General features: G+C 74.1%; 10 protein-coding genes and 1 tRNA gene. 2 read left to right on the forward strand and 9 right to left on the reverse strand.

Annotated elements, in window-relative coordinates; translation table 11 throughout:
• Positions 1 to 112 precede the first annotated feature (112 nt).
• Positions 113 to 670: a TM2 domain-containing protein gene (locus B9L22_RS04130; RefSeq protein ID WP_086149297.1), complete on the reverse strand. Its 558-nt coding sequence runs from the start codon at positions 668 to 670 to the stop codon at positions 113 to 115.
• A 154-nt stretch (positions 671 to 824) separates the two neighbouring features.
• Here B9L22_RS04130 and B9L22_RS04135 point away from each other — a divergent pair.
• Positions 825 to 895, forward strand: a tRNA-Gly gene (locus tag B9L22_RS04135).
• A 73-nt stretch (positions 896 to 968) separates the two neighbouring features.
• Here the strand turns inward: B9L22_RS04135 and B9L22_RS04140 are convergent.
• The 8 genes from B9L22_RS04140 to B9L22_RS04175 all read right to left on the reverse strand — a co-directional run bounded on the left by B9L22_RS04140 (position 969) and on the right by B9L22_RS04175 (position 13,748).
• On the reverse strand, positions 969 to 1,160 hold the full coding sequence (locus tag B9L22_RS04140; protein WP_086149298.1) for a hypothetical protein: 192 nt from the start codon (positions 1,158 to 1,160) through the stop codon (positions 969 to 971).
• A 53-nt stretch (positions 1,161 to 1,213) separates the two neighbouring features.
• A complete protein-coding gene (locus tag B9L22_RS04145; RefSeq protein WP_086149299.1) occupies positions 1,214 to 2,494 on the reverse strand; it encodes an AGE family epimerase/isomerase in 1,281 nt (426 codons plus the stop codon).
• Between the two features lie 150 nt (positions 2,495 to 2,644).
• Entirely contained in the window at positions 2,645 to 8,080 is a 5,436-nt protein-coding gene (locus tag B9L22_RS04150; RefSeq protein WP_086149300.1) for a GH92 family glycosyl hydrolase, read from the reverse strand.
• Between the two features lie 285 nt (positions 8,081 to 8,365).
• On the reverse strand, positions 8,366 to 9,493 hold the full coding sequence (locus B9L22_RS04155) for a LacI family DNA-binding transcriptional regulator (RefSeq protein WP_198947193.1): 1,128 nt from the start codon (positions 9,491 to 9,493) through the stop codon (positions 8,366 to 8,368).
• A gap of 1 nt (position 9,494) precedes the next feature.
• Positions 9,495 to 10,709 carry a sugar ABC transporter permease gene (locus B9L22_RS04160; protein ID WP_086149301.1) on the reverse strand — a complete coding sequence of 405 codons (1,215 nt, stop codon included), beginning with the start codon at positions 10,707 to 10,709 and terminating at the stop codon, positions 9,495 to 9,497.
• On the reverse strand, positions 10,706 to 11,506 hold the full coding sequence (locus tag B9L22_RS04165) for an ATP-binding cassette domain-containing protein (protein WP_086149302.1): 801 nt from the start codon (positions 11,504 to 11,506) through the stop codon (positions 10,706 to 10,708). The genes B9L22_RS04160 and B9L22_RS04165 overlap by 4 nt, the downstream gene beginning before the upstream one ends.
• The gene (locus tag B9L22_RS04170) at positions 11,503 to 12,579 is read right to left on the reverse strand and encodes a substrate-binding domain-containing protein (protein ID WP_233139719.1); all 1,077 of its coding nucleotides are present in this window, start codon (positions 12,577 to 12,579) and stop codon (positions 11,503 to 11,505) included. Before B9L22_RS04170 ends, B9L22_RS04165 begins: the two co-directional genes overlap by 4 nt.
• A gap of 50 nt (positions 12,580 to 12,629) precedes the next feature.
• Positions 12,630 to 13,748: an ROK family transcriptional regulator gene (locus tag B9L22_RS04175; protein ID WP_081895839.1), complete on the reverse strand. Its 1,119-nt coding sequence runs from the start codon at positions 13,746 to 13,748 to the stop codon at positions 12,630 to 12,632.
• A gap of 372 nt (positions 13,749 to 14,120) precedes the next feature.
• On the opposite strand from B9L22_RS04175, the gene B9L22_RS04180 reads away from it, so the two are divergent.
• On the forward strand, positions 14,121 to 15,422 hold the full coding sequence (locus B9L22_RS04180; RefSeq protein ID WP_021482622.1) for an ABC transporter substrate-binding protein: 1,302 nt from the start codon (positions 14,121 to 14,123) through the stop codon (positions 15,420 to 15,422).

Consider the following 15,422-nt stretch of genomic DNA (forward strand, 5'->3'; position numbering starts at 1 on the left):
GGACCGGCGCCCCCGACCGGCGCCCTGGATCAGCGCGGGCCGGGCGCCGTCGGGCGCGGGGCCGCGCCGGCTCGTCGTCGAGGCGGCGCGGCCCCCGCCCGCGGACGGGAGGTCAGGCGCGCAGCGGACGGCCCGTCGAGTCCACGGAGTAGTAGCCCGTCTTCGAGGTCAGGTAGAGGATGCCCTCGACCAGGCCCCAGATCGCGATGACCGGCGCCGCGAACCCGAAGGACAGCACCGACACGAGCAGCATCGTCAGGCCGATGCCGGTGTACCCGAGGTAGAAGCGGTGGATGCCGAGGCTGCCGACGAGGATGCCCAGCAGGCCCGCGGCGAGACGCGACTTCGCCTGCGGGTCGTACGCCGGGTCGTAGCCGGGCTGGCCGTACGCGCCGGGCTGGCCGTAGGCGCCCGGCTGCGCGTAGCCCGGCTGCTGGGCGTAGCCCTGCTGCGGGGCGGAGCCGTAGCCCTGCTCGGGCGCCTGCTGGCCGTAGCCGGGGGCGCCGGGCGTCCCGTACGCCTGCTGGCCGTACGCGTCACCGGCCCCGGGCTGCTGGCCGTAGCCCGGCGTCGGGCCCGACGGCGTGGCGGAGCCGCCGTAGACCGGGTCACCGGGGGCGGTGCTCCCCTGCGACGGGTCGGGCTGCTGCTGGTACGGGTTCTCGGACAAGGCGGCTCCTCGGGCGGCGCGCCGCTCGTCGGCGCGGGACTGGTCGTGGTGCGGGCGGTTCTGGCATCACCGGCGTCGTCCGCTATGATCGGGTCGCGCGCTGGTTCGCCGAGGATCCTCCCAGAGGGCCCGGGGCGGACGCCACCGGCGCCGCGCGGGTGTAGTTCAATGGTAGAACTTCAGCTTCCCAAGCTGATAGCGCGGGTTCGATTCCCGTCACCCGCTCAGCCTGCGAGAGCCCCGCACCGGTCCGGTGCGGGGCTCTCGTCGTCGTGGGCCACAGGGACGACGCGCTTGGTCACGGCCATGCCGCGAGCAGATCGTCTGCCGTCCACACCCGGGACAGGCGCAGATCGCCCTCGGTGGCGACGTCACGCGCGGCGAAGGGCGTGCGGGCGTGCCACGGGACGCTCCCGACGAACACGGAACCCCCATCAAGAAGACGACTCTTGATGGGGGTGTCGTCGCCGAGCCCGAGGTCGCGCGCCACGGCGACGGTGACGTGGCGCGCGACCCCGGCCTCGGCGGTCGGAGGCCCGGGCGTCAGCCCAGGATGCTGCCCGCGGCCTTGGCCGAGGCGGCGAGGGAGCCGGTGAGCGGCAGGTCGGGCAGGATCACGGCCTGGGCCGCGTGGTAGACGTCGGGCTTGCCGACCCACGTGACGCCGTCGGGCCGGTTGGCGGTGTCGAGCTCGTGGTGCCACGACCCGCGCTCGTGGTCGACGAGGTGCTCGTCGATCCACTCCCACCAGCCCGCGGCGGCCTCGGCGAACCGGGGGTCGCCCGTGACGCGGCCCAGCACGTCGGCGGCCGCGACGGCCTCGGCGGCGACCCAGTGGTAGCGCCGGGGCTCGACCGGCGTGCCCGACCAGTCGACCGTGTACACGAAGCCGCCGCCGTGCTCGCCGTCCCAGCCGTCCGCGACGGCCCGGTCGAAGAGGGCGACCGCGGCGTCGGTGCGCGCGCCGGGCGTTCCGGCCGCGACGTCGACCTGGAGCAGCAGGCGCGCCCACTCCAGGCCGTGGCCCGGCGTCGACCCGTACGGCTTGAAGGGGTCGCGGGGGCGGTCCGCGTTGTAGTCCGGCAGGGGGTTCCAGCCGGCGTCGAAGTGCTCGGGAATGCGCCAGTCGTTCTCGCGCGCCCACCCCACGACGCGGTCCGCGACCGACGCCGCGCGCGCGAGCCACTCGGGGTCGCCGGTCGCGTCGTGCGCGGCGAGGAGCGCCTCGACGGAGTGCATGTTCGCGTTGACGCCGCGGTACTCGTCGAGCACGGTCCAGTCGCGCGACCACTCGTCGGCGTGCATCCGCGACCCGGGCTCCCAGAACCGCTCGTCGAGCACGGCGAGCGCCGCGTCGAGCAGCTCGCGCGCGCCCTCGCGGCCCGCGATCGTGCCCGACGCTGCGGCGAGCACCACGAACGCGTGCGCGTAGGCGCTCTTCGTCCCGTCCACCGGGACGGCCTCGCCCGCCGCCGGGTCGTGGCCGTCGCCCGGGCGCCGCGCGGGGCCGCGCGACGAGACCCAGCCGCCGTTCTCGGCGTCCACGAGCACCGCCCGCAGCCCGTGGAGCGCGGCGTCGGCCCGCTCCCCCGCGCCCGGCACGCCGAGGAGCGACGCGAACGCGTAGACGTGCGCCATGCGCGACGTGATCCACGTGTGCACCGGTTGCGACAGGTCGGGGCGCCCGTCGTCGTCGAGCCACTGCGCGGCGCCGTCCGCGCGCAGCGACGCCTCGCCGAAGCGCAGCAGGTCGGCGAGCTGCTCGCGACGCCAGCCCCGCAGGTCGGTCGCAGGCGTGGGCTGCTCGGTCGGGTGCTCGGTCATCTCTCGGTCCTTCTCGTGCTGGGTGCGTGGCGCCGCACCGGGCGCGGTGCCCGTACGGCGCGGTGCCCCGGGACGATCATCCCGGGGCACCGCCGGTGGTGCATGCCTGCCCCACCCCGGTCGGACGCGGGGCGGGGCGGGCTCAGGGGTTCAGCCGCAGGTCACGGCGGCGTAGTCGGCCTGGATCGACGCCGTCACCTCCTCGTCGCCGGTGCCGCGCGTCGCCTCGACGGTGACGGTGCCGGCCTCGACCGCCGTGGCCCGCGTCGCGAACGACTGGTAGGCGTTGGCGCCCGGCGCGACGGCCGCGACCTCCTTGGTGCCGAACGGCGTGACGAGCCGGATCGCGAGCGGCACGTCCTCGCCGTTCTCGGCGCGGACCGCGACGTACGCCTTGCCGGCGAGGCAGCGGGTGCTCACCGTGACGTCGACGGCGAGCGCCGGCTCCGCCTCGGTCACGGTCACGGGGACCTCGACCACCTGGCTGGTCCAGCCGTCGTCGACCACGACGTACGCCGTGTACGTCCCGGCCGCCGTGTAGGCGTGCGAGCCGGAGACCGACCCGTCGGCCACCGTGCCGGCCGCGACGTCGGAACCGTCGCCCCACGTGACCGCCGCCCGGAGGTCGGCGCCCTCGCGTCCGCCCGCCACCTGCGCGAGCGCGACGTCCGTGGTCTGCCCGACGGCGAGCGTCACGCCCTCCGCGGCCGTGACCTCGAGCGCGGGGTGCTCGGCGAAGGTGCCGTCGTGCGCGACCGCGACCACGTGGATGCGGCCGTCGCGCGAGAGCTCGCCCGGCTGGTCCGGGAGCGTGAGGCTCACGGGCCGCTTGCCCTCGGGGAGGGTGATCGGCGCCGTCGCGAAGAACGCGGCGGGAGTGCCGGTCTGCGGGCTGCCGCCACGGAGACGGCTGTCCGTCACCGCGACGGGGATGTTGCCGAACACGGGGTTGCGGGCCGCGCCCGACCAGTCGCCGAAGCTCAGGTCGATCGGCTGGGTCGAGCCGTCGTCGAAGGTCAGCGTGCCGGTGGCCTGCTGGTTCTTCTCCGTGCCCGTGCCGATCACCGAGAGCTGCTCCGCGTCCGCGGGGACGTCGAGCTCGATGGTCTGCCCGTCGCCCGTGGCGTTGTCCGGCTGCCCGGCGGGGACCGCCGGGACGTCGAACGCGAGGTCCGTGCCCGGCACCGTCGCGCGCTCGCCCTGGACGAAGCCCTTCGCCGCGAGCTGCGCCCGGTCGAAGAACACGCCCTGGCCGTCGCACGAGCCGACCGTCGTCCCGGCGTCGCCGATGCAGACGTTGTCGTACGCGGCGAGCAGCGAGCCCTCGCGCAGGAGCGAGACGCTGACGTACGAGGAGGCCGAGACGGTCTCGATCCCCTCGCCCGAGACCGTGACGGTCACGGGGTAGACGCCGGGTGCGGTCCACGTGTGCGCGGCGTCCACCGCGTACCCGCCGAACGCGCCCGCCCGCAGCGTGCCTGCGACCGGCTCGGAGCCGTCGCCGAACGCGACCTGCACGTCGAGCGCCGCGACGTCGCCCTCGACCCCGGTGAGGGTCGCGAACGAGCCCGAGACCTCGCGGCCCGTGACGCCGTCACGGTCCGGCGCGGCCGAGAGGGTGAGCTCCTCGGCCCCCGACTCCTTCGGGTCGGCGAGGAGCTCGACCTCGGCGAGCGACAGCGCGCCGGAGCCCGACGTCGCGGTGACCGTGACCCGGTACCGCGCGAACGCCGTCGGCTCGGCGACCGTGAACGGCCGCGTCTGGAGGGCCCAGCGGAACTGCTCGCCGGACCGCTCGTCGAGCGTCGTCCACGTCTCGCCGTCGTCGGAGCCCTCGAGGGTCCACGCGGACGGCGACGCCGTCCCGCTCGCCCCGGAGGTCAGCGTGTACGACCCGACGGTCGGGCGGATGCCGTTGCCCGCCCACGTGATCGACGGCGTCGTGGTGGCGAACGTCGTGCGCGTCCCGGACGTGTTGTCCGTGAGCGCCGCGGCGCTCGTGGTCGCGTCGCCGTCGGCGACGGTCGTCGTGCCGAGGCCCGCCGTCGTCGCGTCCTGCACCGGCGCCGGGGGCTCGTCGCCCTCGGTGAGCGACGGCGGGGCGTCGTCCTCGCCCGTGCCCCAGTCCGACGGCTCCGGACCCATGACGAAGTCCAGCGTCGCGCCGCCCGAGAGGTCGGCCTGCGAGAGCGACGTCGAGGTGCGGGCCTCGCCGTCCACCGCGAGGGACTGCACGTAGACGTTGTCGACCGAGTTGTTCTCGGCGTTGACGACGAGGTCGCCGTCCGGCAGGTGCACGGTCGCCTTGTCGAACAGCGGCGAGCCGACCGCGTACTGGTCCGAGCCGACCTGGAGCGGGTAGAAGCCGAGCGAGGCGAAGATCCACCACGACGACATCTCGCCGTTGTCCTCGTCGCCCGGGTAGCCCTGGCCGATCTCGCTGCCCACGAAGAGGCGGCGGGTGACCTCGCGCACCTTCTCCTGGGCCTTCGACGGTGCGCCCGCGGCGTCGTAGAGCCACGGGATGTGGTGCGACACCTGGTTGCTCATGCCCCACTGGCCCATGCGGACGTCGCGCGCCTCGCGCTGCTCGTGGATGCCGCCGTTGCCGGCGCCCTTCTCCGGCGTGGAGAAGAACTCGTCGAGCTTGTCCTCGAGGCCCTGCTTGCCGCCGTAGAGGTTGGCGAGGCCCTGGCCGTCCTGCGGGGCGTGGAACGCGAAGTTCCAGCCGTTCGTCTCGGTGTACCCGCCGCCCCAGGCCTCCGGGTCGTACGTCTCGGGGTCGACGGCCCACGTGCCGTCCTCGTGCCGCGGCACGAAGAAGTCGACCTCGGGGTCGAACAGCTCGACGTAGTGCGTGGCCCGCTCGAGGAAGTACGCGGACTCCTCGCGCAGCGTCTCGCGGCGCTCGTCCGGCGTCGCCGGGTCCTCCGCCAGGGCGGCGGCCATGTTGCCGATGCCGAAGTCGTTGACCAGGCCCTCCAGGCCCCACGACACGGACTCGTGCGTGGACTCCGGCGTGAACCCGAGGAACGGCGACGTCTGCAGGCCCTTGCGGCCCACGGCGTTGCTCGGCGGCGCGACGGTCGCGTTGCGCAGCGCGGCGTCGTACGCCTCGAGCGCCGTGCCCGTGGGGAGCGACCCCTTGAGGTACGCGTCCGCGAACGCCACGTCGGAGCTCGTGCCCGTCATGAGGTCGGCGTAGCCCGGCGAGGACCAGCGCGCGATCCAGCCGCCGTCGCGGTACTGCTGGACGAACCCGTCGACCAGCTCGGCCGCGAGCTCCGGGTAGAGGAGCGAGTACGCCGGCCAGGCCGTGCGGTACGTGTCCCAGAACCCGTTGTTCACGTAGATCTTGCCGTCGACGATCTTCGCGTTGGTCTGCGTGTCCGTCGCGGAGCCCGTGGTCGCGGAGACCGGGCTCGCGTACTTGTAGACCGGCTCCTGCGCCGTGCCCGTGTTCTCGAACTGCGAGTTCGGGTACAGGTTGAGGCGGTAGAGGTTGGAGTACAGCGTGACGAGCTGGTCCTCGCTCGCGCCCTCGACCTCGATGACCCCCAGGCGGTCGTTCCACGCCTGCGCGGCGGCGGCCTTGACCTCCGTGAAGGTCTTGCCGGTCACCTCCAGGTCGAGGTTCTTGCGCGCCTGGTCGAGGCTGATGAACGACGTCGCGACGCGCAGCTCGACCGTCTTGTCGGACGACGTGTCGAACGTCGCGAAGCGCGCGTCCGCACGGTTGCCCGCCGCCGTCCCGACCGCCGTCGGACTACGGTCGAAGGTGCCGGCGACGAACATGCGCGTGCGGCCCACGGACAGGCCCGAGCCGTTCTCGACCCAGCCGGAGATCGTGCCCGTGGCCTGGTCGTACGTGAGCTTGGACGAGCCGTCCACCTTGTCCACGAGCACGTGGCCCTTGGCTCCGGGGTAGCTGAAGCGGAGCACCGCGCCGTGGTCGGTGGGCGTCGCCTCGATCGCGGACCCGTTGGTGAACGTCACCCCGTAGTAGTCGGGCCGCGCCGTCTCGTCGGCGTGGTCGAACTCGAGGCCGCGCGTCGAGAGCGTGGCGTCGGGCGTCCCCGACGCCGTCGACGGGAGGAACGTCAGCTGGTTGCGGTCGCCCATCCACGGGCTCGGCTCGTGCGAGATCCCGAAGCCCTGGAGGACGGGCTTGTTGTTGGCGTTGTTGGCCTTGTGGTACTCGTACAGCCAGCTCTGCGAGGAGGCGTTCGTGTACGGCGTCCAGAAGTTGAACCCGTTGGGCGTCGCCGTCGCGGGGATGTTGTTCCCGCGCGAGAAGCTGCCCGACGCGAGCGTGCCGCGGCGCGTGTCCACGTAGTTGGCGAGGCTCGACCCGTCGATCGTGGCCGGCTCCGCCGTGATCGCGACGTCGTCGAGCCAGCCCGCGAACTTCGTCCCGGCGTGACCGCCCGGGTTGTCGTACCCGAGCAGCACCTGGTCCACGGTCTTGCCCGCGGCGACGTCGCCGAGGTCGACCCGCACGGAGTTCCACTGGTCGGCGTAGAGGATCTTGCCCTCGCCCTGCGCCTGCGCGGTCGCGACCGTCTCGTGCGCGTCGCGCGCGCCGAGGTCGGACAGGTAGGTCCCATCGGTGAACAGGACGTCCACCGCCGCGTACGTCGACGGGTACTGCAGGTCGTCGAGCAGCTCGGGGAAGATCGTGTAGCTCAGGCGCGTGTCCTCGCCGACGACGACGTCCACGTCGTCGTAGAGCACGTTCGTCGCGTAGGTCTCGCCGTCGGCGAGGTGCGAGCCGTCGTACCGGAGCGAGTGCAGGCCGGAGAACCCGACGCCCGCCTTGTTGGTGAAGTTGACCCGCGGCCCGGTGCCGACCTTCGTCGTCATGGGGGCCGCGGACGGGCCGGCGCTCAGGTCGGCCGAGAGGTCCCACCCGGCGAGCTGGACGATGGAGTCGCCCGAGTTCGCCGTGACGTTGAGGCGCAGGTACGTGTACGCCGCGGTGGGCGCCTCGAGCTCGAACGTGCGCGTCTGCTGGCGGTTCGGGAAGTCCTCGTCCGTCCGCCGGTCGAGCGCGGTCCACGTGGACCCGTCGTTCGACCCCTCGACCGTCCAGGTCTTCGGGTCGCGACCGGCGGCGTCGTCGCCGGAGGTCATCGTGTACGCGACGAACGAGACGGGCTCGGCGAACTCGTACCGGACCCAGCCGGTCGACGCGAACGCGAGCCACTTGGTGCCCGAGCTGCCGTCGGCGAGGTTCGCCGCGCCCTCGTTGGGCAGGTTCTGCGCGCTCGCCGTGACGCCCTTCAGCTGCCCGAGGACGCTCCCGGGCAGGCCGGCCGTGAACGAGCCGACGTTCGCCTGCCAGGGCGCGCCGTCGCGCTCGGCCACCGTGGTGGGCAGCGCCGCCGGGTCGCCGGACTCGAACGACGACGAGAAGTCGCCAGGCTCCGCGGCCGCGGCGGGAGCGGCGGCGAGGGCTCCCGCGGGGGCCGCGAGAGGCACTCCGAGCGGGACGGCGAGAGCGGCGGCGAGCACGAGGCCGAGAGGCCGGGCGCGGCCGCTGCCGGACCGCGCGACCGCGCGTCCGGACGGGAGTGGTCTGGTCATGCCGCGATCTCCTTCGATCGTCTGACAGCGCTGTCAGGCTGCAGGGGTGCCCCTGACAACGCGCAGGGGGGAAGCGTTGTCAGGGGCGACCTGAACCTATGCGTCGCTTCCGGGCTTTGTCAACGCGGCCAGGGCCCCGCCGGGAGGGTGCGGACGAGAGGACCCCCTGGCGCGAAAGTCACGCTCGGCGTGACTTTCGCGCCACCCGCTCGACCGCCGAGAACGTCGGACGCCATCAGCACGACCGCGCTCGCACCGGCACGCGCACGAGCACCGCGGCCACGCCTAGGCCGCGGGGCCGGGGACCTCCCCCGTGCCGCGGACGACGAGCCGCGTCGGCACCACGACGAGCCGCGGGGCGAGCTCCGGGTTCTCGGCACGGGACACCGCGAGCGCCGCCGCCTGCCGGCCCATCTCGACGACGTCGTACCCCACGACCGTCACGTGCAGCAGGTCCGCGAGCTCGAAGTCGTCGAAGCCGACGAGCGCGACGTCCGCCGCCCCGCCCGACGACTCGCGGTCGCGCAGGGCGTGGAGCGCGCCGACCGTGATCTTGTTGTTCGCCGTGACGAACGCCGTCGGGGGCTCGGGCAGCGCCAGGAGGTCCGCGACGAACACTCGCGCGAGGTCGGCGTCGTGGGCGCCGTCCCGCACGTACCGGCCCGGGTCCTCGACGCCCGCGGCCCGCAGCGTCGCGACGAACTCGTCGCGACGCTCCTGGAACGTCCACAGGCGCGACACGTCGCCCACGAGCGCGATCCGGCGGTGCCCGTGCGCGAGGAGGTGCGTCACGGCGTCGCGCACTCCGCCGCGGTTGTCGATGACGACCGTGTCCGCCTCGACGCCGCGCGCGGGGCGGTCGATGAACACGACCGGCAGGCCGTCCTCGAGCTCGCGGCGCAGGCCCGAGTGGTCCGTCGACGTCGGGGTGACGACGAGCGCGCCGACGCGGCGCTCGACGAGCGCCTCGGTGAGCGACCGCTCGCGCTCGGGCTCCTCGTCCGAGCTCGTGGTGATGAGCTGGAGGCCGTGGTGGCGGAGCTCGCGCTCGATGCCGCTGGCCAGCGCGGAGTAGAACGGGTTCGCGAGGTCGCCGGTGACGAAGCCGACGAGCCGCGACGAGCCGCCGCGCGCGAGGTCCGCGGCCACGGCGTTGCGCCGGAAGCCGAGCCGCTGCGCGGCCTCCTGGACCTTGGCGCGCGTCTGCGGCGCGACGTTCGGCTCGTCGTTGAGGACGCGCGACGCCGTCTTGAGGCTCACGCCGGCGACCTCCGCGACGGAGGCGAGCGTCGGGCGCCGGCCTCCGCGTCCGCCGTGCGGACGCGCCACGGCCGCCCCCGTCGGGGTGTCGGGGACCACGACCCCGACCTCGCCCGGCGGGACCGTCCCCGCGCTCTCCCCCTGCATCACCATCTCAGACCTCCCGTCGACCACGAATCAGCATGTCGACGACGATAGCGAGCAGCAGGACCGCTCCGGTCACGATGTACCGCGTGGCCGTGTCGAGGTTGAGCAGCGTGAGCCCGTTCGCGATGGACTGGAGCACGAGCACGCCGAGCAGCGCCGACCACGCGCTCCCGCGCCCGCCGAACAGGCTCGTGCCGCCGATGACCGCGGCCGCGATCGCCGTCAGGTAGGTGTCCGCCGCGCCGGTCCCCTGGTTCGCCGCAGCGAGCCGCCCCGCGGCGAGGACGCCGCCGAGCGCCGCGAACGTCGAGCACGCGACGAAGCACGAGACGACCGTCCGACGCACCGCGACGCCCGCGAGGAGCGCGGAGCGCCGGTTGCCCCCGACGGCGCGCACGGAGCGTCCCCACCGCGTGCGGCGCAGCAGCACGTCGACCACGACCACGAGCGCCACGAAGAGCACCACGGTGTAGCCGATCCCGCGCGCCGTCCCGAGGTACGCGACCGTCGCGACGAGCACCGCCGCGAGGACCGCCGTCCGGACCGCGACGCGGGCCAGGCCCGGGCTCGGCAGCTCCGCCCGGACGCGGCGCACGTGGTCGGTCACCCGCAGCGCGGCGTACCCCGCCACGACCACGACCACGAGGCCCCACGCGACCGCGGGGGCGAGGAAGCCCTGCTGGACCGTGCGCACGAGCCACGACTCGAACGGCAGGTTGATCGATCCCTTCGGGCCGAGGACGCGCAGCTGCACGCCCGCGAGGATCAGGAGCCCTGCGAGCGTGAAGACGAACGACGCGAGCCCGAGGCGTGTGGAGAGCAGCCCGTACCCGAGCCCGACGACGACCCCGACGGACAGCGCCGCGACGATCGCGACCCCGACCGGCCAGCCGAGCCCGACCGTCCCGACGGCGAGCACCGCCGCGGCGAGCCCGCTCACCGAGCCGACCGACAGGTCGATCTGGCCGACGAGCAGCACGAGCACGACGCCGAGCGCGATGATCCCCGTGGGGGCGCTCTGGAGCGTGAGGTTGACGAGGTTCTCCGCGGAGAGGAACGCCGGGTTGATCGCGCCGAGCACGACCCAGATGAGCACGAGCGCGGCGACGATCGGCAGCATGCCGAGGTGCGCGCCGCGCAGCTGCTGCACGACGGACCCGGACAGCGCGCCCGTCAGGGGCCGGTCGAGCGCCGCGCCCGAGGTGCGGCCGGGGACGCTCATCGGTGCACCGCCCCGGTGCCGCCGGTGCGCCGCTCGCGCTCGGCCCCGCCCGAGCCGCTCGCGCGCGCCGGGCGCACGGCGCCGGTCATCGCGGCGAGCAGGTCCTCGTAGGACGTGTCGCCCGGGAACTCGCCGTGCACGCGGCCGAGCCGCAGCACGAGGATGCGGTCGGCGACGGCCTGGAGGTCGCCCGCCTGGTGGCTGATGAGGACGACGGCGTGCCCGCGCTCGCGCAGCTTCTCGATGAGGTTGAGCACCTCGGCCGTCTGCCGGACGCCGAGCGCCGCCGTCGGCTCGTCGAGGACGAGCACGCGCGGCGACCCGAGAAGGGCGCGCGCGACGGCCACGACCTGCCGCTGGCCGCCCGAGAGCGTGCGCACCGGCTGCCGCACGGACGGGACGGTCGCGGCGAGCTGGTCGAGCAGGCCCCACGCCTCGCGCTCCATCGCGATCTCGTCGAGGAACGGCCCGTGGAGGACCTCCTGCCCGAGGAACACGTTCTCGACGACGTCGAGGTCGTCGACGAGCGCGAGCTGCTGGAACACCGCCGCGATCCCGTGCTGGCGCGCGGCCGCCGGCGAGTCGAGCACGACGGGCGCGCCGTCGAGCAGCACCTCGCCCGCGTCGGGGCGGAACGCGCCCGCGACGACGCCCGCGAGCGTCGACTTGCCGGCGCCGTTGTCGCCCACGACGGCGAGGACCTCGTGCTCGCGCACCTCGACGTCGACGTCGACGAGCGCCCGGACGCCGCCGAAGCTCTTGGAGATCCCGCGCAGGGTCAGGACGGGTGCGCTCACGGTGCCGCCTCCAGGAGACCCGCGTCGACGCACGCGTCGACGTAGGACGGGGTGCAGATCTCGTCGACCGTGTAGACGCCGCCGTCGACGAGGACGCGCCGGACGTCGTCGACGCCGACCGCGCGCGGCGCGAGCAGGAGGCTCGGGACGCCGTCGATCACCACGGTCGCGCGCGGGTCCTCGCCGCGCAGGACCCGCACGGCGAGCTCGGCGGCCGTGCGCGCCTGCTCCGTCGTGGCCTTGTAGACGGTCATGTACTGGTCGCCCGAGACGACGCGCTGGACGGCCGCGAGCTCGCCGTCCTGGCCCGTCGTGGGCGGCACCGGGTCGAGGCCGGCGGCCTTCATCGCGGCGATGGCGCCGCCTGCGATGCCGTCGCTCGCCGCGAAGACGCCGTCGACGCGACCCGGGTACTGCGTGAGCTGCCCCTCGACCCACTCGGTCGCCTTGTCGGGGCTCCAGTCGGGCGTGTCGTACTCGGCGAGCACGTCGATGTCCTCTCCCTCGAGCGCGCGGTGTGCGCCGGCGGCGAGCTCCGCGGCGTTCGGGTCGGTCGGCGAGCCCTGGACGAGCAGGACGCCCGGCCGCCGGCCCTGCGCCGGCGGGTCCTGCTCCGCACGGTCGAGGACCGCGCCGACGAGCGCCTCCCCCATGAGGTACCCGATGAGCTCGTTGTCGAACGAGACGTAGTAGTCCGCGCCGTCGACGAAGCGATCGTAGGCGATGACGGGCACGCCGAGGCGCTGGGCCTCGGCGACGACGCTCACCGCGGCGACCGCGTCGACCGCGTCGAGCACGAGGACGTCCGCGCCGCGCGCGAGCATCGACTCGGCCTGCTGCTGCTGGTTCGCGGCGTCCTGGGCGGCGTTCGCGTACAGCACCTCGCACGACGGGCAGCGCCGCTCGACCACCCCGACGAAGGTCGGGCGGTCGGTCGTCTCGTAGCGCGCGGTCTTGGCCTCGGGCAGCAGGAGCCCGATGGTCCCCTCCGACGGCCCGGCGGGCTCCTCCGGCGGCGCGCAGCCCGCGAGCGCGAGCAGCGCGACGACGACGGCCGCCACAGCCGTCGTCACCGCGCCCCGCGCACGACGGCGGGCGCTCCCCCGGTGAGCCCCGTCCCCGTTCATGCGCTCACCCCCAGGGAGCCGCTCACGCGCGCGAGGTCGAGCGCGACGGCGAGCGCGCCGCGCACCTCGGCGGCCGACCCGAGCTCGGACGCGACGACCCGCACCGGGCCGGCCGTGCTCGGGACCGTGCGCTGCTCGAGCGCGGTGCGGAGCGGGCCGAGCAGGGCCTCGCCCGCCTCGGCGAGCTGCCCGCCGACGACGACGATCTCCGGGTCGACGAGGTTGCACAGGTTCGCGGCCGCGACGCCGAGGTGCTGCCCGGCGTCGAACAGGACGCGGCGGCAGCCGGGGTCCCCCTCCTGGGCCCGCGCGATGACGTCGCGCAGCGTGAGGTGGCCGCGGCTCTCCGAGAGCATGGACAGCAGCACGCCCGCGCCGACGTACATCTCGAGGCAGCCGCGGTTGCCGCACCGGCACACCGGGCCGTTCTCGTCGATCGTCACGTGCCCGATCTCTCCCGCGACGCCCGCGCGGCCGTGCACGACGCGCCCGCCCAGGACGAGCCCGCCGCCCACGCCGTGGGACACGCGCAGGTAGGCGACGGCGTCGTGCCCGACGGCCGCCCCGAACCGGGTCTCGGCGAGGGCACCGAGGTTGGCGTCGTTGTCCACCGTCACGGGCGCGCCGAGCTCGGCCTCGAGCAGCTCGGGGACGACGACGCCGTCCCAGCCGCGCATCATGCCGACGGTCGCGATGCGCCCGGCGCGCACGTCCACGGGGGCGGGCACCCCGACCCCGACCGCGAGCAGCTCCTCGGGGGACGCGTCGACCGACGCGACCATCTCGCCCACGAGGAGCGCGGCGCGCTGGAGGCCGGTGTCGGCGCGGTGGTCCGGGGCGAGCGGCATGCGCTGGTCGGCGAGCACGCGCATGGACGCGTCCGCGAGCGCGACGCGCATCGAGCGGGTGCCGAAGTGCACCCCCGCGACGAGCCCGAGGTTGCGCGCGAGGGTCACCTGGAGCGCGCGCCGCCCGCTGCGCGTGGAGGGCGAGGTGTGCAGGACGCCCGCGCCGGTGAGCTCCTTGACGATGTTGGAGACGGTGGCCGGGGACAGCCCGGTGACGCCGGCCAGCTCGATCTGCGTGAGGGAGCCACGCTGCTGGACGGCGCTCACGATCCGGGCTCGGTTGGCCTCACGCAGTGAAGTCTGCGAGCCCGGTGTCACCCGGTCAGCGCGCACGTCGGCCAGGATACCGCCGGGAGGTGCGCGCCCAGGTGGGGCGCCTCGCGGTGCAGGTCGGGGCGGAGGACTCGACAGGACTCGGACAGCGCTGTCAGAATGATGCCGCCCGCAGCCGCGCTCGGCCTTGAATCCATGCCTTGACGTGAACATCACGATTCGGCGTCGCTTGCGTTCACTTCTTGACATCAAGCGCCGGCCGCCGTTGTATGGGCCTCGGGTTCGAGGGCGCGCCGGTGCGCCCGGCCGGTGCGACGTGGTCGTCCGCCGGTCCCCCACGACCGAAGAAGGCGTAGGGATATCACGATGCGAATCGATCGCAGGACGAGCGCGACGGTGGCGACGGCCGCCCTCGTGGGTCTCGCACTCGCCGCGTGCAGCGGCGGTGGTTCCGGTGACGGGGGCACCGGTGACGGGGGCGCTTCGGGGGGCGGCGACGAGGTCGAGGTCTTCACCTGGTGGGCCGCCGGCTCCGAGAAGGCGGGTCTCGACGCGCTGGTCGGCGTGTTCGAGGAGCAGCACCCCGACGTGGAGTTCATCAACGGCGCGGTCGCCGGCGGCGCCGGCTCGGCCGCCAAGGACCTCCTCCAGTCCCGCCTCCAGGCGCAGGACCCGCCGGACACGTTCCAGGCGCACGCCGGTGCCGAGCTCCAGGACTACATCGACGCCGCGCAGATCGAGGACGTCTCCTCGCTCTACGACGAGTTCGGCCTCACCGACGTCTTCCCGGCCGACCTCGTGGACCGCCTCAAGTCCGACGACGGCGCGATCTACTCGATCCCGTCGAACATCCACCGCGCGAACGTGGTCTGGGCGAACCCGACGGTCCTCGAGGCCAACGGCGTCGACCCGGCCGCGACCTACGCGGACCTCGACGCCTGGATGGCGGACCTCGACAAGCTCAAGGCCGCGGGCGTCACGCCGCTGTCGGTCGCGACGACCTGGACCCAGGTCAACCTCCTCGAGACCGTGCTCCTCGCGGACCTCGGGGCCGAGGGCTACAACGGCCTGTGGGACGGCTCGACCGACTGGGAGGGCGCCGAGGTCACGGCCGCCCTCGAGGACTTCGAGAAGCTCATGAGCTACACCAACACCGACCGTGACGGGCTCGACTGGCCCGAGGCGACCCAGATGGTGATCGACGGCAACGCCGCGTTCAACGTCATGGGCGACTGGGCCGTCGCGGCGTTCGAGGAGCAGGGCAAGACGCTCGGCACCGACTTCACCGCGTTCCCCGTCCCGGGCACCGACGGCGTGTTCGACTTCCTCGCCGACTCGTTCACCCTCCCCGTGGGCGCCCCGCACCCCGACGGCGCCAAGGCGTGGCTCGAGACCGTGGGCTCGCTCGACGGCCAGGTCGCGTTCAACAAGGCCAAGGGCTCCATCCCGGCTCGCACCGACGCCGACCCGGCCGACTTCTCGGAGTACCAGCAGACGGCGATCGAGTCGTTCGGCAACGACACGATCGTCTCCTCGCTCGCGCACGGCGCCGCCGCCCCGGTCGCGACGCTCAACGCGATCTCCGACGCGACGAGCAAGTTCACGTCGGGCGGATCCGACCTCGCGACCTACCAGTCCGAGCTCGCCGCCGCCGCCGCGCAGGGCTGA

Origin of the sequence: Cellulosimicrobium sp. KWT-B, assembly GCF_002127155.1 — a bacterium.
Classification (GTDB): Bacteria; Actinomycetota; Actinomycetes; order Actinomycetales; family Cellulomonadaceae; genus Cellulosimicrobium; species Cellulosimicrobium funkei.